Annotated in this window: 16 protein-coding genes, 2 tRNA genes, 3 rRNA genes and 3 pseudogenes; 11 read left to right on the top strand and 13 right to left on the bottom strand. The window is 47.7% G+C overall.

What is annotated here, in order from left to right; genetic code table 11:
- Positions 1-113: 113 nt before the first annotated feature.
- On the top strand, positions 114-719 hold the full coding sequence (locus GKO28_RS08875) for an energy transducer TonB (RefSeq protein ID WP_182076021.1): 606 nt from the start codon (positions 114-116) through the stop codon (positions 717-719).
- A gap of 36 nt (positions 720-755) precedes the next feature.
- A complete protein-coding gene (locus GKO28_RS22770) occupies positions 756-977 on the top strand; it encodes a cysteine-rich CWC family protein (RefSeq protein WP_374220720.1) in 222 nt (73 codons plus the stop codon).
- Here GKO28_RS22770 and GKO28_RS08870 read toward each other — a convergent pair.
- Positions 951-1,604, bottom strand: a complete 654-nt coding sequence (locus GKO28_RS08870) for a cell wall hydrolase (RefSeq protein WP_182076020.1) — start codon at positions 1,602-1,604, stop codon at positions 951-953. The two genes, GKO28_RS22770 and GKO28_RS08870, sit on opposite strands and share 27 nt — an antisense overlap.
- A gap of 235 nt (positions 1,605-1,839) precedes the next feature.
- On the opposite strand from GKO28_RS08870, the pseudogene GKO28_RS19650 reads away from it, so the two are divergent.
- Positions 1,840-2,406, top strand: a pseudogene (locus GKO28_RS19650) (nucleotidyltransferase family protein).
- 27 nt (positions 2,407-2,433) lie between these two features.
- Here the strand turns inward: GKO28_RS19650 and GKO28_RS08855 are convergent.
- Positions 2,434-3,219, bottom strand: a complete 786-nt coding sequence (locus tag GKO28_RS08855) for a hypothetical protein (protein WP_182076017.1) — start codon at positions 3,217-3,219, stop codon at positions 2,434-2,436.
- A 121-nt stretch (positions 3,220-3,340) separates the two neighbouring features.
- Positions 3,341-3,883, bottom strand: coding sequence for a DUF924 family protein (locus GKO28_RS08850; protein ID WP_182076016.1), 543 nt, complete (start codon positions 3,881-3,883; stop codon positions 3,341-3,343).
- Positions 3,884-3,953: 70 nt separating this feature from the next.
- Here GKO28_RS08850 and GKO28_RS08845 point away from each other — a divergent pair, with 70 nt between their 5' ends.
- Entirely contained in the window at positions 3,954-4,379 is a 426-nt protein-coding gene (locus GKO28_RS08845) for a hypothetical protein (protein ID WP_182076015.1), read from the top strand.
- A complete protein-coding gene (locus GKO28_RS08840; RefSeq protein ID WP_182076014.1) occupies positions 4,366-4,905 on the top strand; it encodes a hypothetical protein in 540 nt (179 codons plus the stop codon). The genes GKO28_RS08845 and GKO28_RS08840 overlap by 14 nt, the downstream gene beginning before the upstream one ends.
- Here GKO28_RS08840 and GKO28_RS08835 read toward each other — a convergent pair.
- The 3 genes from GKO28_RS08835 to GKO28_RS08825 all read right to left on the bottom strand — a co-directional run bounded on the left by GKO28_RS08835 (position 4,899) and on the right by GKO28_RS08825 (position 7,056).
- Positions 4,899-5,687, bottom strand: coding sequence for a TraB/GumN family protein (locus tag GKO28_RS08835; RefSeq protein ID WP_182076013.1), 789 nt, complete (start codon positions 5,685-5,687; stop codon positions 4,899-4,901). The two genes, GKO28_RS08840 and GKO28_RS08835, sit on opposite strands and share 7 nt — an antisense overlap.
- A gap of 314 nt (positions 5,688-6,001) precedes the next feature.
- Positions 6,002-6,769, bottom strand: a complete 768-nt coding sequence (locus GKO28_RS08830; RefSeq protein WP_203564045.1) for a hypothetical protein — start codon at positions 6,767-6,769, stop codon at positions 6,002-6,004.
- Positions 6,766-7,056, bottom strand: a complete 291-nt coding sequence (locus tag GKO28_RS08825; protein WP_182076011.1) for a patatin-like phospholipase family protein — start codon at positions 7,054-7,056, stop codon at positions 6,766-6,768. The genes GKO28_RS08830 and GKO28_RS08825 overlap by 4 nt, the downstream gene beginning before the upstream one ends.
- A gap of 138 nt (positions 7,057-7,194) precedes the next feature.
- Between GKO28_RS08825 and GKO28_RS08820 the strand changes: the two genes are divergently transcribed.
- From GKO28_RS08820 to GKO28_RS08810, 3 genes are all read left to right on the top strand, one after another.
- Positions 7,195-7,956 (top strand): TSUP family transporter, encoded by a 762-nt coding sequence (locus GKO28_RS08820; protein ID WP_182076010.1) that lies wholly within the window; start codon positions 7,195-7,197, stop codon positions 7,954-7,956.
- A gap of 118 nt (positions 7,957-8,074) precedes the next feature.
- Positions 8,075-9,184 (top strand): GGDEF domain-containing protein, encoded by a 1,110-nt coding sequence (locus tag GKO28_RS08815; RefSeq protein WP_182076009.1) that lies wholly within the window; start codon positions 8,075-8,077, stop codon positions 9,182-9,184.
- Between the two features lie 267 nt (positions 9,185-9,451).
- Positions 9,452-9,832, top strand: a complete 381-nt coding sequence (locus tag GKO28_RS08810) for a hypothetical protein (RefSeq protein WP_182076008.1) — start codon at positions 9,452-9,454, stop codon at positions 9,830-9,832.
- Positions 9,833-9,882: 50 nt separating this feature from the next.
- On the opposite strand, the gene GKO28_RS08805 is transcribed toward GKO28_RS08810, so the two are convergent.
- The 7 genes from GKO28_RS08805 to GKO28_RS08775 all read right to left on the bottom strand — a co-directional run bounded on the left by GKO28_RS08805 (position 9,883) and on the right by GKO28_RS08775 (position 18,383).
- Complete coding sequence (locus GKO28_RS08805) at positions 9,883-10,890, bottom strand: succinylglutamate desuccinylase/aspartoacylase family protein (protein ID WP_182076007.1); 1,008 nt, start codon at positions 10,888-10,890, stop codon at positions 9,883-9,885.
- A 129-nt stretch (positions 10,891-11,019) separates the two neighbouring features.
- A complete protein-coding gene (gene aceK, locus GKO28_RS08800) occupies positions 11,020-12,777 on the bottom strand; it encodes a bifunctional isocitrate dehydrogenase kinase/phosphatase (protein WP_182076006.1) in 1,758 nt (585 codons plus the stop codon).
- Positions 12,778-12,939: 162 nt separating this feature from the next.
- Positions 12,940-13,053, bottom strand: a 5S ribosomal RNA gene (gene rrf / locus GKO28_RS08795).
- Between the two features lie 255 nt (positions 13,054-13,308).
- Positions 13,309-16,201, bottom strand: a 23S ribosomal RNA gene (locus tag GKO28_RS08790).
- Positions 16,202-16,562: 361 nt separating this feature from the next.
- A tRNA-Ala gene (locus GKO28_RS08785) sits at positions 16,563-16,638 on the bottom strand.
- Between the two features lie 7 nt (positions 16,639-16,645).
- A tRNA-Ile gene (locus tag GKO28_RS08780) sits at positions 16,646-16,722 on the bottom strand.
- 128 nt (positions 16,723-16,850) lie between these two features.
- Positions 16,851-18,383 (bottom strand): 16S ribosomal RNA (locus GKO28_RS08775).
- The 16S, 23S and 5S rRNA genes sit together here with 2 tRNA genes alongside, the layout of an rRNA operon.
- Before the next feature lie 426 nt (positions 18,384-18,809).
- Between GKO28_RS08775 and GKO28_RS08770 the strand changes: the two are divergent.
- From GKO28_RS08770 to GKO28_RS08760, 3 genes and pseudogenes are all read left to right on the top strand, one after another.
- Positions 18,810-19,065, top strand: a pseudogene (locus GKO28_RS08770) (transposase); the annotation flags it as partial.
- Positions 19,066-19,404: 339 nt separating this feature from the next.
- The gene (gene tnpB, locus GKO28_RS08765; protein ID WP_203564044.1) at positions 19,405-19,809 is read left to right on the top strand and encodes an IS66 family insertion sequence element accessory protein TnpB; all 405 of its coding nucleotides are present in this window, start codon (positions 19,405-19,407) and stop codon (positions 19,807-19,809) included.
- A 111-nt stretch (positions 19,810-19,920) separates the two neighbouring features.
- Positions 19,921-20,523 (top strand): annotated as a pseudogene (locus tag GKO28_RS08760) (IS66 family transposase zinc-finger binding domain-containing protein); the annotation flags it as partial.
- Between the last annotated feature and the right edge of the window lie 2 nt (positions 20,524-20,525).

Raw genomic sequence — 20,525 nt, 5'->3', positions numbered from 1 at the left:
ACGCTGGCTGTTGCAGGCGCTTATCTTGGCGATTCTATTGCATCTGCTGGTATTGCTGATTCCAGCCCAAGAAGCTAAAAAGCCCCAAATCCGCCAGCGGTGGCGCAATCGAGATGACGCTGCAACAACGGCAAACACCCAAAGTTACGCCGCCCGAACCCAGTCCGCCCTTGATGACCAAAGCCGCAAGCGCCGAAAAACCGCTGTATCGTGCCAAACCGGCGCCAAAAAAAGTCGTCGCCGCCAGCATGGTCAAAACGCCAGTGATTCCAAGCAACAATAAAGAAGTTGAAATCTCTGGGCTCGATACCGCAGTTGGCACCAGTCGGCAAGGCAAGCCATTACTCACGCACTATGCCGATATTAAACACCTCGAAGCACCGCAAGCAGAAGACGGGGCGATTCGCAGCCAAAGTTCAGACAAAAACAAAGCGATTTTTGGGATTTGGGAGCGACAAATTCGGCAAAAAGTAGAACGCATCGGCCAGCAAAATTTCCCGCGAGATGACAATGGCCGAGCGCTATTTGGCTTAATGCAATTTCGGGTCGTCCTTAATGCCGACGGCAGCATTGCGGCGCTCAGCCTCACCCGAGAATCGGGCAATCCCAAGCTGGATAAAGATGCCTTGCAAATCATTCGACTTGCTGCACCATTTTGGCCCGGTCCCTGCCGAACTACTCGATGCGAATCGGCAGATTATGCTGCTACGCTATTATGAATTTGTCGATGAACGCCATGTGCGCTGGAAACAATAATGCCGCCAACCGTGCTTAAAATTCGTGAGCTACAGTGCCAGCAATGTGGCCAACCGTTTCGCTGCGGTAGCGGAGGCAACAACGGTGGCTGCTGGTGTATGGACCTACCACACGGCCTACCGCTACCGAGTCAAGGCGATTGCTATTGCCCGCAATGTCTTAACGATATCGTCCGTACTTACGGCATAATTCAATCACCGAAGAACGACGCAATGCTTTAACAGCGTCGATGATCGTAAAAAAATATGCGAGCCCATCACCTTGGTGCGCTCAATTGACGCCGAGCGTGACCAGCTCGGGTTAACGCTCTTGGCGTGATACAACAAAGAGCCATTGGGCTTCGCGCCCTGCGCGATATAGTTTTCGACCAAGGCTTTAACCTTGGCATAGGTTTTCGGTTCGATCGCTTTGGCTGCAGCTAAAGTACGCGGCGTGCCACGCTGCCAAGTCCACGAGAACTGTTTGCGTTGATACACCACGCCATGCACAGTATCGGGATAACACGCCGAATCCACCCGCGCCATCGTGACGCCCAATACCGCCAAAATACCGGCATTCGATTCGCCACGCGCCTCATTAAACGCATTCAAAATCAGCGCATCAATATCTTTTTGGCTAAATACATAACCATTTTCCTTACACGCTTTAACTTCAGATGCGGTTAAAGCTTCGGATGCTTTTACTACTGATGCCGCAGAAGCCGACGAATCGCTCGAGACTTTATTGGCGACTTCACTGGCAATCTGTTGAGTGGCTGTCGACGGGCTTGGCACCGATTCATTCAATGCACAGCCAGCGAGCAAACTGCACGCGACTAAAATTTTTGTTAGTTGAACTGCTATCCCCATTCACTCTCCTTTTGCTAGCACTCATCCATTCATTCTGGGTAGAACGCGACACCATTCAAACAAGGTGTTATGCATTTGTTCTAAAATAATTTAGCGCATATTAAGTAGAAAACTGATTGTTTTCAGTGACATAGTTACACCCGCCCGCCAAAACTGAAGGAAATCACACTGCTCTGTGTATTTTTATACTCAAAATCAGTATCAATTGCGGCGCATCGCTCACCCTAAATCGCCAATGTCAAACCTATACCGCAACACCATTTACCAGCTGCAAGCAGATCCATTTGGCATGGATTGTTTGGCCGCAGCCGCCGATTTAGGAATGACTTCTGCAATGATTTGTGCTGGATTGATTCGCAATTTAATCTGGGATGTTGCACATAATTATCCCAAGCCGACCCCCATAGCGGATGTCGATGTTGTATGGTTTGATGCCAGAAATACCGATCGAATGATCGATGAAGAACTCGAAAATCAATTACGGAAGAAATTAAACGGCACTCGTTAGCAGGTTCGCAACCAAGCCAGAATGCATCTCAAATATGGCGTTCCAGCTTACAGCAGTAGCGTTGATGCGGTGTTACGTTTTCCAGAAACCGCGACTTGCTTAGCCGCCCAGCAGCATCCTCAACATGGGCTCATTTTATCGGTCGATGCGGGGCTCATCGACGCATGGTCACTCTGTCTGGCACACAATCGGCGCTCTGGATTGCCGCCTAACGTCGCCCACGACCTAGCCCACGACCGCGCCCATACCAAGGGATGGCAACAGCAATGGCCCAATTTATACTGGCAAACCTAAACTAGCGGCAGGCAAAGCCAACTGGAACTAAGCCTGTGCCTCAAAAGCCGTTTTATCCCGATCAAAGTGCGGGCTTAAATCCAGATATCGCGGGCCGCCGGCGAGATTCAATACTTGCAGTGACCAATCCCCCAGCAGTGACCGTTGCGCTGGATCAGCCTGTTGCAAGAGTGAAAACGGCTGAAATACTGGCTCACTGGTCAGTCGCTGCAATAAATCGGCGGCCGTACCCGCAAAATACGAATTGATACTCGGACGCGACAAGTCAGAGGTATCTGCGGTGATTGCTGCTGGCGATTTTGCCGGCTCTTTATGCCGCGAATCTGTAGGTATATCTTGCTGGCTATTATTTAGCAATGATTGCTGGCTGATACCCATACCCTCAACCTTTGCTTCATAACGAATATCCACTTCAATTTCAAAGCGTCGGCCATCGGCCGTCGTCAGCGTCCCTTTGCCATTAAAATGACTGGCATCACTCAGACGAAAAGCACTGACTTGACGACTTTGCTCCGCGCTTTGCGTCGATTGCTGCATCGCGCTAAAGCTCGATTCGGCACTTAAACTCAGTGTATCAAACTCAATTTTCATCCCCTGTGCTTGATCACCAAATAGCTGCTTGGCAAACTTGCCAATCAAATCGTCAGCCATTTGCAGGGTGGCCGAACTTAAATCATCCACTCGCTGCTGCAACGCGCTGCTCTTGGTCGCCGGCGCAGCGACTGATGACGACGTACTTGGCAACGTATTCAAACCACGACTCAAAGTATGACCAGCCGCAATTGCTGAATTAAATGCGCTCAGTGAATTCATGGTATTGCACTCCAACTGGATGCCTAGGGTATTGGGCTATCTGCTGCGCTGCAGGTAAAACAGCGCGCTACTAAGGCTAGATATCGACGTAAAAAGCAAAAACTTCAGGCCATTCAGTCACTTAAAATGCCGATCCCGCTTGCTGCAAAAAATCTAATTCCTCGGCACTGGATACTCGGCCCAAAATCGCATTGCGATGCGGGTAGCGACCAAAGCGCTGGATAATCTGCTGATGTTGCAGTTCAAATGCCAATGAATTGGGCAGGCCCAGCGCGGTAAATAACGCCAGCGCCTGTTGATGAATCAGCAGCGATTCACTGTGCATCAAAGGCAGATACAAAAAACTAGTTTGCATCGGCGTTAATTGCGCCGCAGCCCCCGCCGCAATCGCCGTTTGCGCCAAGGCCAAAGCTTGCGGGTCTTGGGCAAACGCTTCGGGCTGATCGCGATAAATATTGCGCGAAAACTGATCCAACACGATGATTTCTGCCAAGCGCCCCGCAGCGTTATCGCGCCAAGTAAACAGCTCGCCGCGTTTGGCCGCAGTATGCAAAACCAAAAACCGCTGTTCAATCAAGCGATCAAACTCACCGTTTTTCGCCCACCATAACGCTGGGTCAATCTCATGAAAACAAAAATCCAACACCGCTTGCGCTTGATTCATCTTGCTCACCTTATGAATGTAACAATATGTCCATCTTAGCCACAAAAGCTGGCGCTATCGTCACCGAACTATGTCTATAAAAACGCCAATCAGCCCAGAACAACGTTTGCATTTTTTACAGCAAAATCCAAGCTTTAGCCAACTCTGTACCGCCTGTCCTGCGCAATGGCAGGCGGTGCGTGGGGAGTTGGAAGGCGTTTTTGCACGACAAGATGCTGCAGAAATCAAAGCCCTCATTCGCCAATCGAGCACTCGAATCGATTACCACGCGCATTTTTTATCTGGCGAGCGCCAAGGCCGAGCTTTTGCTGAACTCGTCAGCCAACAAGAACGGCAACGCTTAATCGAACTGGCGTTGCGCCAATATGCTTTTTCAGTGGCCACTGGTGTTACCCAAGGCAAGGTTCGGTTTAATTTATGGAATGGCTTAATTGCCCAGCGCTTATTGTTTGAGCGCGATTTAGTTCGCAAACCCGGTGTCGATGCAGCGCTTTAAATGGACTTGGCCGCTGATTAGTCAAAAGCATTTATTAATGCCTCTGGTCGCCAAGCGCGGGATTTATTGTTTTTACAGCCAAGAGCTGATTGCCGGTTTAGCCCAGCTGATTGGCCAGCAATCCTGCCTTGAAATCGCCGCTGGCGATGGCACTTTAAGCCGATTTTTACGCCAACAGCACGTCGATATCACCGCTTGCGATGACTTTAGCTGGCGACAAGTCGTCGATTATCCGGCTGACGTATTACAACTAGATGCCATTGCGGCGCTTAAACGCTTTCCCAGTAAAGTGGTGTTATGCTGCTGGCCACCGGCGGGGAATACCTTTGAAAAACAGATTTTTCGCCAGCGCGAAGTGCAAACCTATATTGTCATCGGTAGCCGTTCGCGCTTTATTACCGGTAATTGGGACGAATATCAGGCGCAATCGACGTTTGACTGGCAAGAACGCCGTGATTTAAGCCAATTAGTGCTGCCACCTGAGCTTGGCGCTGGGGTTTGGGTGTTTCAAAGAAAAGCTCAATGAATCCTTTCAATTTTAAAGCCGCGCTGCGCCAGTAAAAACAATAATCCTTTGCGCCCCACCATATGCAAACTACCCACCGCCGCAAAAACGCTAGCCCCTTGCCGATGCCATTGAGCAATCCCATCGGCCAAGCCCGGATTACGTCCAGCCATTAAACGCTGCATACTGGCTTTTTGCGCCGGAGTATTCAGGCAATCGCACCATTTGGCATACTGGGTAAGCGTCGTAAAATCAGACTGCTCCCAGGCTTTAACGATCTTCAGCGCCTGCGCTTGATCGGCCTTGCTTTCTAATTGCTGCAAAGCCAATTCATAATCTTCGCTACTGACATTGAGCTCAGGACCAAGCAAAGCATTCATCTGAATCGTTGGTGTTTCCAGTGCAACAACGCGCTGTTTCCCAGTTTGCGCTAATGCCAGCAACATCTGCTCGCTACCATACTCAGCCTCTAAACCCTGCGCCCTCAGCCCCAATACACTCATACTGGCAAATAATAAGCTCGGATGAATCGCTTGCTCCGCAGTGGCCGGTAAACACACCGCCGCTAATTGCGCCGCCAGTCGTGATTGCAATTGCGGCGGCACTTGACCTGCGCCCGCTTGCGCCAATTGCGCCAGCTCGGCTTGGGTTTTGGCATCATTCGGATTGAGCTCTAGCGCCAAAATCGTGCTGTTTTGCAGCGCATGCCTCACCTTGGGACCGGGAAATAAACCGGTGACGTGATTAATATGAATCGTGCCATACAGCCAAGAATGACGACCATTTTTGCTGATTTTCCACAAAAAAAACCCTGATCTTTTGCCGCCGCTTGCAACGCTTGCTGCTCACTCGCACTCAGCGGTGCTGGTGGCGGCAAACATTCCGCGCGCAAGTAAACACTGAAGAACAAGCAACCAATCACTCCAAGCCAACGGCCAACCCGCATCTTTCTTCCTTCAAAAACTACCGCGATAATTCATCAACAGTAATGGGTATTAAGTTGCATGCTCTATACAAAATGGCCAGTATCAATATACCCAATATTTTTTACTAGCCATCGTTTGCTGTCATGCCGAATTTTAATCGCCACCGATCCGTATTAGGATGATTGCGTTAATCATGCCAACTGCCGCTCATGGCAATCAGTACCAGCCGATTTATCGCCTTGCTGACTTGCATACAGATGCATTAAATGTTGCTCAGCATAGGCTTTGGCGGTGTGATAACCCAATTGATACAACCGAGTTAAATTACTGCGCGACCAATCAAACACATCCGGTAACGCTGCATTAGGTACAGCTTCGAGCAAAGGTACTTTGTGCAAAGTAATTCCTTCGCCATGTAGCGCCTCAAAAATTTTAACGTCATCACGCGCAATCTCAACCAAGGGCGTGATGATGGACATCACCCACGCGTCGTATAAATCTTTGGGTTTACGCAATAGTTTTTCGGCGCCGAGCAAATCAAAAATCACGATTTCTTCCAGCTCGGGATAGTTTTTACGCAAATCTTTAAAATTCAAACAATCAATCGCCGCGCCTTCCATATAAAAGTCGCCGTCAATCTCAGTCGGCGCATACAGCAAAGGAAACGATAACGCCGCCTGCAATTGCTTAACGCCAATCTTTTGCCGTGGCCAATTGGCCATTTCATGCTGGCTCAAGTTATATGCATTCACCCAAATATCGGTTCCCGGCTGCTGCAAGCACGCAAAATCAATCACATCCTCAACAAACGGCGCATGCGCACACAAGCCTAAAGAGCGCGTATTCACATCACTTGGACACGCACTCGCAATACCGAACTGAGTGGCGTCTTTGAGCGTTTGCGATAAAGGATCTTGCGGCTGCCATTGCGCCAACATGGCTTGCAACGGCGCCGTCATTTGCCGATAGCCATCGGCCATATTACCGGGTTTATTAAAGACTTTAAAATTGACTGGAAAAGCGCGGTATAAAAAAAATCGGCAATCCCCATTTCTTGTAAACCACGTAATGTTTTAACCGGATCACCATTTTTGGGCGCTAAATACATCAAACCCAGCAAAGCCCCTGCGCCCGCAGTAGAGATCACATCAAATTGCAAGCCAAGCTCATGAAAGGCCTCTAAAGCGCCTGCCACCAGCGTGGCATTCGGTGCGCCACCACTAATAATCAGAGCCGTTTTTGCCATGCTGAATCTCCAAAGGATTGAGACTGACTTATACCTTTTGCCAAAATTTACAGCAACCATTGTTTTCTACATGATCATCGCGATAGGCAAAGCAAGTAAAATCTGGGATGATGCTGACATAACTGACAGGAATGGCCAATGGAAACCGCACTCTTCTTACTCGTCCCAATGGCTTTTATTGCTGGATTAATCGATGCGGCGGTCGGCGGCGGTGGTTTGATTTTATTACCCAGCTTACTCACCGCCCTGCCCAAAGAACTACCTGCGGCCTTACTTGGTAGCAATAAATTTACCGCCGTATGGGGTACTGCTTCAGCTGCTTTTAGTTATGTACGCCGCATACGTATACCCTGGAAGGTGATTCTGCCTGCGGCAGCGACCGCTTTTATTGGCTCTTTAGCCGGTGCCCGAATCACCCATTACTTGCCCGCCGATATTATTCGGCCGCTGGTGATTGTCTTGCTGGCCATCATGCTGATCTACACTTGGCGCAAACCAAACTTTGGCGAGGAAGATGCCGGCCGAATTTTAACCCGTCGCGATTTAATCCTCGGGATGGTGATGGGCGCAGCAATTGGTTTTTACGATGGTTTGTTGGGCCCAGGAACCGGCTCATTTTTGATGTTTTTATTTGTGCGCTTTTTCCATTTCGATTTTTTACGCGCCAGCGCCAGCGCCAAAATCGTTAATTTAGCGACTAATATCGCCGCTTTATTGTTCTTTATTCCCGCCAAACTGGTGCTATTTAGCTATGCCATCCCCATGGCCATCGCCAATATTGCTGGTGCACAAGTAGGTAGTTATTTGGCATTTCGCGGTGGCAATGCGTGGATCCGACGCTTATTTTTAATTTTAGCCGTCAGCCTACTGGCGAAGCTAATCTGGCAACAATATCACTAGCTGTTAAATAATTATGGCTACGCTTTCAAATACTAAAACTAAAACACGGTTGATTTGAAAGCGATTTTTGAGCTGGTGTCTATACTCAAGCAATCACCCCTTTGCTTGGGATTCAAATATGCGGCAAACCGATCAAACCTTACTCGAACAAATGAGAATCACCGAGTTTGATATCAGTCACCGCAAAACATTGGTTAGCCTCAGTGGCGAAGACATCACCTTATTGATTAACTTTAAGGCCAACGTTGTTGCCAATCTTGATACGCTCGTTAATCAATTTTACGAATTACAAACGAGCATCCCAGAAATCGCGCTGCTGATTGGTGATCTTGACACACTAGATCGTTTGCGCGAAGCACAAAGAAAATACATTCTGGATTTATTCAGCGGCGTATATGACTTAGATTACGTTAACAATCGTTTACGCATTGGTCTGGTGCATAAACGCATCGGCGTTGAACCCAAGCTCTATCTATCCGGAATCCATACGCTCAAGCAGCTCTTACTGCAGCTTATTTTTACCGCGCCCATTGAGCATGAGGCCGAGCGTAATAAAATTGGCTTGGCACTTGAAAAGCTATTTATGTTTGACATCACCTTGGTGTTTGAAACTTATATCCGCAGCTTGGTCGTCGAAATCGAAAGCTCAAAAAATAAATCGGAAGACTACGCTCGTTCACTCGAAGACAAAGTGCGAGAACGCACCCAACAACTTGAAGAATTAATTCGCACCGACCCATTAACTGGGCTGCTCAATGTCCGTGATCTGCATGAAACGCTGACCCGGATGCTACGCGCCGCTGAACGACGCGCAGAATCGGTGGCGGTGGTCTATATCGACGTGAATGATTTCAAACAAATTAATGATCATCATGGCCACACCAAAGGCGATCAAGTTTTACGCTACGTTGCCCAATCGATTAAGCAAATTTCTCGTAGCGATGATTATTGTTTTCGCTATGGTGGCGATGAGTTTTGTATCTTGATGAGTCGCTGCAATAAAGTTGAAGCCGAAGCGGTCTATTTACGCCGATTATTTGAAGAAATGTATCGATCTGAAGATTGCGTATCACTCAGTATTGGCTGTGCTGCAACTGGACCAGAGCACTATATTTCAGCCATTGAGCTGATCGAAAAAGCCGATCAACAAATGTACGCCATGAAAAATCTTTATAAAGAATCTAAACGACTCGCTCAGAGCTTAAGCAATGAATCAACAACAAAATAACAGCTTACCCACAATTTTATGCACAAGCTATCAAAAAGCCGTAACTAGCAGGTATATTACCAAACACCAACAAATACATGGCTTATATGTAAATACATGGTTAAATATAATAACTATACTGAATTAAACCGAGAAACTAACAACTTAATCACATAATTATCCACAAACCCGCTCAGGGATAACTTGGGTGCTTTAATCGTAACATCAATGACACACTCAGCCCTGCACACGGCAGAAAAAAACGGATAAATTGATCAGGAGCACATCATGCAAGCGATTCAAACCAAAGGCAAAGTCAATATTTTATCGCGAGTGGATTTTATTCGCTTAGCCACCACCGATATGGCACAAGCAGTGATTTTTTTAACTTACGATACCACCGATGAACGCACCACGAAGTCGCGGAATGCCTTGCTCGATTATTTAAGCGACATTGGAATGAATATTGAGGCACAGGCCATTGAAGCCCATAAATCAATTATTTTATTTGAATTTGCCAGTGATGCCGTTCGCGCATGGCAACAAATCAATGATCATAGCCATGCCGTTGCCGCACATGTGTTTTGGCATGGTTTACAAGATGATGCCGTGCATGAAGCCATTTTAGCCGCGAAGCCAAAAATGGTGAGCCCATTAATTCATCCATAGTATTAAGTGCTAGACCATATAAATTATGGTCTAGCAGTACATACCTAGTTTTATTCTTTCAACGCGCTCAGTTGACGCTCACTTAACTGGGCAAAATAAAACCATTCATTACCCGGAACCGCACTCGGATTGGGAAACAACACAAAACCATCACACGGCGCGAGTTCCTGCTGACCATCATGGCGTACCCCAATCACTTCACCAGCCTGAACCGGATCAAAACTAGACCAAGTTTTCACAAAAACATCATCGGCATGATGACGATCGATCACACGACTAATTTTTAAAAATTCAATATCTGTTTGCACTGGCGCGGCATGTACATCCGCTAATTGCAAGCACGCAATGGCATTGCGTATCCCCTGATAGGCCACTTCAGGCGAGCTGATATCAGCATGTTGTCCACATTCTAAAGTCAGCGAATAACCACCATGAGCACGCATATATTCGGTAGTACCAACCCCATAGCTCGGGTCGGTATTGAGTAAATGCGAGCGCTCGCATTGCGGCGTATACGCCAATCGATGCTTAACCCCTTCGGCATAAGTACACAACCAGCCTTCAACAATCCGATGCGGCCCCAAGCGAACTGCTAATGCTTCTTCTTGCTCAGCATGGGAAAATGGTTGCAAATCACCCTGATTATTTTCAGGCCCGAGCATGATAAATGCTTCACCAGGATTGTTTGTTGAATGCAAATCGAGCAAAACATCATGATCGGCGAGCAATGGGCAAAGGGCATTGGCGATGCGATCTTCAAAATCTAATGGCTCATCTGTTACCCGCAAATTACGATTCAAATTTCGATCGCCATTGCGCTGCTGTTTTTCAAATGCCAGCGGGTTAGTAATGGGTACAAACGTAATTCGACCACGCAGCAAATGCAAAGTGCCAGAATCGAGCTCAGCCATCACGCGAGCGATTGCTTTAGTACCGCAATCTTCATTGCCATGCACCGCCCCAAGTACGATTAAGCTTGGACCGGCATCCAAAGCAGAATAAGTAAACGACTTCAAATGAAGGCGTTGATAAGGCAATAAATCCGCAGCACTCGTCATATAAACCTCAGAACAAAAACAAATCGTGCCCGAATTATCAGCCGAATCAATCTTGCTGTATATCATCGAAACTAAAAATATAAATAAAAAAAGCCTCTTCAAAGAAGAGGCTGAAATACAAAGTAGATTTTATTCATCCTGCGAAAAACGTAATGCTTGTGGGTAAGGGAAAAAGTCCTCCACAATGCCATTTTTAATGCGCATTTTGGTATCTTGCCAAAACTTGGGCGCTAATAGATCAGCATGATATTTGTTAAATGCCTGCTTCACATCCGGTCGCGCCAATAAGAAACTACCAAACTCTTCTGGATACACCTCATTTTTATTACCGCTAAACCAAGTTTCACCACTCATTTCAAACTCTGGCGTTGGTGGCGGTGGAATTCGCCGAAAATCGCAATCCGTCATGTATTCGATTTCATCATAATCATAAAACACCACACGCCCGGCGCGAGTTACACCGAAATTCTTAAATAACATATCCCCCGGGAAAATATTGGCAATAGCCAACTCACGCAAGGCATTACCATAATCGCGAATAACGGCTTCAACCTCTTGATCTTTGCGATGCTCAATATATAAATTAAGCGGTTTCATTCGGCACTCAATATACATATGCCGAAACACCACTGAATCTCCATCTTCTTCTACGATCGATGGTGCTAATAAACGCATTTCAGCCAGCAGCTCCGGATCAAAACGCGAACGCGGCAACGCAACATCAGAAAACTCTAGCGAATCCGCCATACGGCCAACACGGTCATGCTGCTTAACCAATAGATATTTCATTCGCACCGTGGCCCGATCCACTTCTTTTGGCGGCGTAAATACGTCTTTAATAATTTTAAATACAAAAGGAAATGACGGTAAGGTAAAGACAATCATCACCATCCCTTTTGTTCCTGGCGCACTCACAAATGGATCCGAAGAGTGGCGTAAATGATAGATTAATTCGCGATAAAACATGGTTTTACCTTGCTTGCCCAATCCCAGCATGGTGTACAACTCAGCACGCGATTTGCCTGGAATTAAATCATGCAAAAATTGCACGTAGGCCGACGGCACCTCCATATCGACCAAGAAATAAGCCCGCGATAATGAAAATAATTGGCGAATATGCACCATCTCAAACAGAGCGGCATCAATATAAAGCTGGCTATCTTGATTTCGGTACAAAGGAATCGCAAATGGGATTTCTAACTCACCATGTGTTGCTTTGCCGATAATATATGCCGCTTTGCTGCGATAGAAAGGAGAGGCTAAAACTTCAATATGTGAATTAAATTCTGGGGATAGCTTTTTCGCTAAATGATGGCGTAATGTCGATAAAATCCGCATTACATCGCGATTCAAATCAACAAATGATAAATTCCAAGAAAAATCTAACAGTATTTTTTTGAATGTAGGTACTAATCCTAAATCATTCACATAATAACTACGATAGGTCGCCTCAGACTCTTCAATATACTCAGTTGAAACTGCTGGGCGATAAAAAATAAAATCATTATGAAAATATGTACGGTGCAAAATACGGCAACACACTGAATTAAAAAATGTTTCCGCAAGTTCTATCTGTTGATGATTAAGCAGCAAAGCAATATATTGCTGCTTCACCGCAGACCACATCAAATCCGGCAAACCTTCAGCGGCAAATTCTTGCTTCAAGCGTGAAACGCTTTCTAATACACGAGCATCATAAAAAGTAATTCGATTGCGCACACTATTTCTTTGTGCGATGACATCACCAGCCTCAAAATTAATTTTGGCCATACAACTGGCTTCACGAAACAGCGCATAGTGATGATTAAAACCATCAAGCAATGCCTGAGCAATTGCTGCCGCACGTAAAATATCAACGCTCGATAAAGGAGAAACAGCAACATTCATAATGAGTCCAAAATGAAGTAATTAATTCATTCTAGCCAATTTAAATTATTGCGGCGCAACAAAATACTAAGTTAGAAATATACGTTGCATATACGTCTCAAACCCAGAAACGACGCGCAGCAAAAAGCCCGACTCTTTCGAATCGGGCTTCTCTATAGGGAAGTCTGGCAATGACCTACTTTCACACGGGCAATCCGCACTATCATCGGCGCTGAGGTGTTTCACTGTCCTGTTCGGGATGGGAAGGAGTGGGACCACCTCGCTATGGTCGCCAGACATTAAACTGTCTGGTGCAACTCTTTCGAGTCACACGAGAGTTATCGCATTCAGCTTCTGCTCTTGACTTGGAATCTTATTTCCTCATCTCACAACCGCCTACAACGCTAACTCGTAAAATCAATAGAAGAAGTAATTATACTACACTTTCCAACCACACTGTTTCAGTATTTGTCTTCGTATTCATGCACTTACGTACATTCCTACGTATTTGGGTCGATTATATCCTTCGTCGCACTACGCGCTTCAGGTTATAGGATCAAGCCTCACGAGCAATTAGTATTGGTTAGCTTAACGCATTACTGCGCTTCCACACCCAACCTATCAACGTCCTGGTCTCGAACGACTCTTTAGAGGATTTAAAACCCTAGGGAAATCTCATCTTGAGGCAAGTTTCGCGCTTAGATGCTTTCAGCGCTTATCTCTTCCCGACTTAGCTACCCGGCAATGCCACTGGCGTGACAACCGGTACACCAGAGGTCAGTCCACTCCGGTCCTCTCGTACTAGGAGCAGCCCCTCTCAAATTTCCAACGCCCACTGCAGATAGGGACCAAACTGTCTCACGACGTTTTGAACCCAGCTCACGTACCACTTTAAATGGCGAACAGCCATACCCTTGGGACCGGCTACAGCCCCAGGATGTGATGAGCCGACATCGAGGTGCCAAACTCCGCCGTCGATGTGAACTCTTGGGCGGAATCAGCCTGTTATCCCCGGAGTACCTTTTATCCGTTGAGCGATGGCCCTTCCATACAGAACCACCGGATCACTATGTCCTGCTTTCGCACCTGCTCGACTTGTCGGTCTCGCAGTTAAGCCGCCTTTTGCCATTACACTATCAGTACGATGTCCGACCGTACCTAGGCGACCTTCGAGCTCCTCCGTTACAATTTGGGAGGAGACCGCCCCAGTCAAACTGCCTACCATGCACGGTCCCCGATCCGGATAACGGACCAAGGTTAGAACCTCAAAGGGGTCAGGGTGGTATTTCAAGGACGGCTCCACTGAAACTAGCGTCTCAGCTTCAAAGCCTCCCACCTATCCTACACAAACCACTTCAAAGTCCAATGCAAAGCTACAGTAAAGGTTCACGGGGTCTTTCCGTCTAGCAGCGGGGAGATTGCATCTTCACAAACACTTCAACTTCGCTGAGTCTCGGGAGGAGACAGTAGGGCCATCGTTACGCCATTCGTGCGGGTCGGAACTTACCCGACAAGGAATTTCGCTACCTTAGGACCGTTATAGTTACGGCCGCCGTTTACTGGGGCTTCGATCAAGAGCTTGCACCCCATCAATTAACCTTCCAGCACCGGGCAGGCGTCACACCCTATACATCCACTTTCGTGTTGGCAGAGTGCTGTGTTTTTGATAAACAGTCGCAGCCCCCATTTCTCTGCGGCCTTATATAGCTCCAAACGCAAGGTTCTTCACCTATAAGGCACACCTTCTCCCGAAGTTACGGTGTTAATTTGCCGAGTTCCTTCTCCCGAGTTCTCTCAAGCACCTTAGAATACTCTTCCTACCCACCTGTGTCGGTTTGCGGTACGGTTCAATATAAGCTGAAGCTTAGTGGCTTTTCTTGGAAGCAGGGTATCAGTTACTTCATCACCTAAGTGAATCGTCATCATGCCTCAGCGTTAACAGCGTCCCGGATTTGCCTAAGACACCCGCCTACACACTTAAACCAACTATTCCAACAGTTGGCTAACCTAACCTTCTCCGTCCCCACATCGCACTTATATCAAGTACAGGAATATTAACCTGTTTCCCATCGACTACGCATTTCTGCCTCGCCTTAGGGGCCGACTCACCCTGCGCCGATGAACGTTGCGCAGGAAACCTTGGGTTTTCGGTGAGGGAGCTTTTCACTCCCTTTATCGCTACTCATGTCAGCATTCGCACTTCTGATACCTCCAGCATCCTTCTCAAGACACCTTCACAGGCTTACAGAACGCTCCTCTACCATATGCCATAAATGGTCATATCCGCGTCTTCGGTTATCAATTTGAGCCCCGTTACATCTTCCGCGCAGGACGACTCGACCAGTGAGCTATTACGCTTTCTTTAAATGATGGCTGCTTCTAAGCCAACATCCTGGCTGTCTGTGCCTTCCCACCTCGTTTTCCACTTAATTGATCATTTGGGACCTTAGACGGCGGTCTGGGTTGTTTCCCTCTTGACCCAGGACGTTAGCACCCCAGGTCTGTCTCCCATGCTCGCACTTGACGGTATTCAGAGTTTGCCATGGTTTGGTAAGTCGCGATGACCCCCTAGCCATAACAGTGCTTTACCCCCGTCAGTGATACATGAGGCACTACCTAAATAGTTTTCGAGGAGAACCAGCTATTTCCAAGTTTGTTTAGCCTTTCACCCCTATCCACAGCTCATCCCCTAACTTTGCAACGTTAGTGGGTTCGGACCTCCAGTGCGTGTTACCGCACCTTCATCCTGGCCATGGATAGATCACTTGGTTTCGGGTCTACGCCCAGCAACTATGCGCCCTATTCGGACTCGGTTTCCCTACGCCTCCCCTATTCGGTTAAGCTCGCTACTGAACGTAAGTCGCTGACCCATTATACAAAAGGTACGCAGTCACCCCATTTTTCAAGGGCTCCCACTGTTTGTATGCATCCGGTTTCAGGTTCTATTTCACTCCCCTCCCGGGGTTCTTTTCGCCTTTCCCTCACGGTACTGGTTCACTATCGGTCGATGATGAGTATTTAGCCTTGGAGGATGGTCCCCCCATCTTCAAACAGGATTTCTCGTGTCCCGCCCTACTTCTCGTACGCTTAGTACCACAATTGACTTTTCATATACGGGACTATCACCCACTATGGTTGGACTTTCCATTCCATTCTATTAAGTCTACTGCTATCACGTACAGGCTCTTCCCATTTCGCTCGCCACTACTTTGGGAATCTCGGTTGATTTCTTTTCCTCCGGTTACTTAGATGTTTCAGTTCACCGGGTTCGCTTCGCTAGACCTATGTATTCAGTCTAGGATGACCCAAAAGGGCCGGGTTTCCCCATTCGGAAATCGTGGGATCAAAGCACTTTGCCAGCTCCCCCACGCTTATCGCAGGCTATCACGTCCTTCGTCGCCTATCATCGCCAAGGCATCCACCAGATGCACTTATTCGCTTGATCCTATAACCTCAAACACGTAAAACGTATCTCAGATTAATGAAATCGTATTTGCGACTTGCAAGTGAGTTCTCATTTCACTTGCGGTTCAGTTCCACTGGCATGAGACCAGCACAACTGAACAGATACAATCAACCCAATATTTTTACTTTTTGAACTAAACTCAACAACAACTGCAAGCAGTTATTCTCAAATCAAATTCCATTACAATGTTTATTGGAATTAATTACTTCTTCTATTTTGTTAAAGAGCGATATTTAATTAATCATTAAATGAATAATCATTCTAATTTTAGAAACCAGAATAAAATACACTGCACACAACAACGTGCAATACATAGAATTCTATTTTCTACAGCAGACAATGGTGGAGGTTAACGGACTCGAACCGTTCACCCCCTGCTTGCAAAGCAGGTGCTCTACCAGATGAGCTAAACCCCCGTGATACTGGTGGGTCAGATAGGAATCGAACCTATGACCCCCGCGTTATCAACACGGTGCTCTAACCAACTGAGCTACTGACCCATATCGTCGTCAAACCAACTCAATGTCAAAGTATCTAATTGCTTAGTACTTCTTCATGTCGTCAAGCCGACATTCTTCAAATCTACAGCCGATGAGTGTGAGTACTTAATCTACCAATCTTTCTCTTGAAAGGAGGTGATCCAGCCGCAGGTTCCCCTACGGCTACCTTGTTACGACTTCACCCCAGTCATGAATCCTACCGTGGTAACCGGACTCCCGAAGGTTATCCTAGCTACTTCTGGTAAAACCCACTCCCATGGTGTGACGGGCGGTGTGTACAAGGCCCGGGAACGTATTCACCGCGACATGCTGATCCGCGATTACTAGCGATTCCGACTTCATGCACTCGAGTTGCAGAGTGCAATCCGGACTACGATCGGTTTTGTGAGATTAGCTCCCCCTCGCGGGTTGGCGACCCTCTGTACCGACCATTGTATGACGTGTGAAGCCCTGGTCATAAGGGCCATGAGGACTTGACGTCATCCCCACCTTCCTCCGGTTTGTCACCGGCAGTCCCATTAAAGTGCTCAACTGAATGTTAGCAACTAATGGCAAGGGTTGCGCTCGTTGCGGGACTTAACCCAACATCTCACGACACGAGCTGACGACAGCCATGCAGCACCTGTGTTACGGTTCCCGAAGGCACTCCTCTATCTCTAAAGGATTCCGTACATGTCAAGACCAGGTAAGGTTTTTCGCGTTGCATCGAATTAATCCACATCATCCACCGCTTGTGCGGGCCCCCGTCAATTCCTTTGAGTTTTAGTCTTGCGACCGTACTCCCCAGGCGGTCTACTTCACGCGTTAGCTGCGTTACTAAGCTCCGAAAAGCCCAACAACTAGTAGACATCGTTTAGGGCGTGGACTACCAGGGTATCTAATCCTGTTTGCTCCCCACGCTTTCGTCCATGAGTGTCAGTATTAGGCCAGGGGGTTGCCTTCGCCATCGGTGTTCCTCCACATCTCTACGCATTTCACTGCTACACGTGGAATTCCACCCCCCTCTCCCATACTCTAGCGAGACAGTCATAAACGCAATTCCTAGGTTGAGCCCAGGGATTTCACGTCTATCTTATCAAGCCACCTGCGGACGCTTTACGCCCAGTAATTCCGATTAACGCTTGGACCTACGTATTACCGCGGCTGCTGGCACGTAGTTAGCCGGTCCTTATTCTTCGGGTACTGTCATCCCCAGTAGTTATTAACCACTAGGATTTCCTCCCCGACAAAAGCGCTTTACAACCCGAAGGCCTTCTTCACGCACGCGGCATTGCTGGATCAGGCTTTCGCCCATTGTCCAAGATTCCCCACTGCTGCCTCCCGTAGGAGTCTGGACCGTGTCTCAGTTCCAGTGTGGCGGATCGTCCTCTAAGACCCGCTACTGATCGTTGCCTTGGTAGGCCTTTACCCTACCAACTAGCTAATCAGCCATCGGCTGCTCCAATAACGTGAGGCCTTGCGGTCCCCCACTTTCCCCCTCAGGGCGTATGCGGTATTAGCACTCCTTTCGAAGCGTTATCCCCCATTACTGGGTACATTCCGATGTATTACTCACCCGTTCGCCACTCGTCAGCGGTGCAAGCACCCTGTTACCGTTCGACTTGCATGTGTAAAGCATGCCGCCAGCGTTCAATCTGAGCCAGGATCAAACTCTTTCGTTTAATCTAGCTGAATTTACATACTTGGCTTAGTACTCATTTACTCAAAGAAACACTTGGTTAAAAACCAAGATTTCTTTTAAATCTTGAGTGTAAGCACTTGTTTGACTGGCAAACCAAGCACTCACACTCATCGGCTGTATTTTGTTAAAGATCAGTGGCTTAGACACCGAAACCAGCTGGAAAACCGCTTGTTTCGTTTGCTGTGTCAGCAGCAGAGAGGCCGAACTATACCCACCCACCTAAAGTCCGTCAACACCTAGTTGCAAAGAAAACCACACAAAGGTGCTAAGTTGTTGAATTACATACGATCTAATTTCAACATTAATTCTGCTGCCGCGTAAAAAACAGAACGATGCCAAGCCTCGATTACGGATATATATAGCGCCAAATGCTTATTTCGCCGTTTTTCCTTTAAATCCAAGAGAAATTATCGTTTTTCTTAAGCAATCCAAAGGCGGCGGCCCCCAGTGGCAAAGCGTGCAGCGAGCATCGCTTTAGTTCAGCAACCTTTTACAAATCGCATGCGAAATTTGGCAGCATGGACGCGGCAAGCCTCAAAGAACTCGAAGACGAAAACCGCCACCTCAAAAAAAAATGCCTGCCGAGGAACGACTGAACGCAGAAATCGTTCGCGAATCGCTCGAAAAAAGTGGTAAAGCCATCTAGACGACGCGCGATGGCGCTGTAAATGGTGAAAGAACAATCCTCAACGGCTGACAAGTCTGAGTGATTGAATAACCTTGCTGGAGAACGAAATTAGCGGCTTCTATTTTGAATTCAGGGGTAAATGTTTTGCGAACTTTGCTCATGAAACACCTCGTTAACGGTGGTGAGATTACCACCTAAGTTGGTGTCCGAAATCATTAAGCCACAATACTTCGATGTTAACAACCTCCCTTAACGCACCACCTACTTCGCCTTCATTATCCTTTATGCCCATCCAAATCGCAGATCAGCCTGCGCCAAGCTCCGCGCCAATTCGTTTGCACTGTCGTCAAGGTCAACGCGATTTAAGCATTAAATGGCCGGCCGATCAGGCGCAAAACTGTCTCGCTCTGATTCAGGCTGTGTTGCGATGATTCAGCCTGAGCAAGTCTTTTTGTTAGTCACTCCCGTCGATATACGCTGGAGCATCGAACGACTTTCCTTGCGGGTGCAGCAACCCCTCGACCGTTCTCCTTGCGATGGCACTGCCAATGGATTTACTAATCGAAGTTATTCACGCCTGAAACTATTGATCTGGGATGGCAATGGCGTTTGGTTGTGCCAACGCCGCTTATATACTGGGCGTTTCCATTGGCCGACGTTGGATGAAGTGACCTTTACCACGCCAAAGGCGCAATGGCTCTGGCTGATTAATGGTGTTGATTGGCAACGACTGTGCGCTAGCAAGTCTAGCTGCTATCGCTCAACCCCAGTAAAATAGCGGCATGACACTCGTGCCATGCCTTCCGACCGTTGCTAGCAATCCGCCTCTCGGGTGGAAGCTCAGGCATTAGTTGCGCAACTGCAAGCTCAAATTCAAACACTGGAACTAAAGAACCAGAAGCTTATTCTGGAGCAGGCGCATTTAAAGCGCATCAAATTCGGCGTTAAAAGCGAAGCGCTCACGATCGAGCAAAAACAATTGTTCGACGATGATGGCGAACAGGATTTGGCGGCGATTGCCGCAGAACTCGACGAAGCCCCTGTCCGCGAAGATGCGCCCGTTTCCCGTCTCAAACCACGTCCACGTGCGGGTCGTCAGCCACTCCTCGAACATCAGGAACGCGTCGAGGTACGTCACGAACCTGATCAATGCACCTGTGGGCAATGCCAATCGAAGCAGGTCAAGATAGCTGAAGACGTTAGCGAACAGCTGGACATCGAACCGGTACGTTTCTTTGTGGTGCGCCATATTCGCCCGCAATATGCCTGCCGGCAGTGCGAAACCATTATCGCAGCACCGGTTCTCGCTGCCGTCATTGATGGCGGGATGGCGACGCCTGGCTTATTAGCATGGGTGGCGATCAGCAAATACCTCGATCATTTACCGCTCTATCGCGTCGAACAAATTGCTGCGCGCCAACAAGTTATTCTGGCGCGCAGCACCTTGAGTGAATGGATCGGCCGGATTGGCGTAGCGCTGCAACCGCTAGCGGT

Origin of the sequence: Deefgea sp. CFH1-16 (genome assembly GCF_016881365.1) — a bacterium.
GTDB lineage: Bacteria > Pseudomonadota > Gammaproteobacteria > Burkholderiales > Chitinibacteraceae > Deefgea.
The sequence above is the reverse complement of the archived record's forward strand: the minus strand, read 5'-3'. Positions and strand labels throughout refer to the sequence as shown.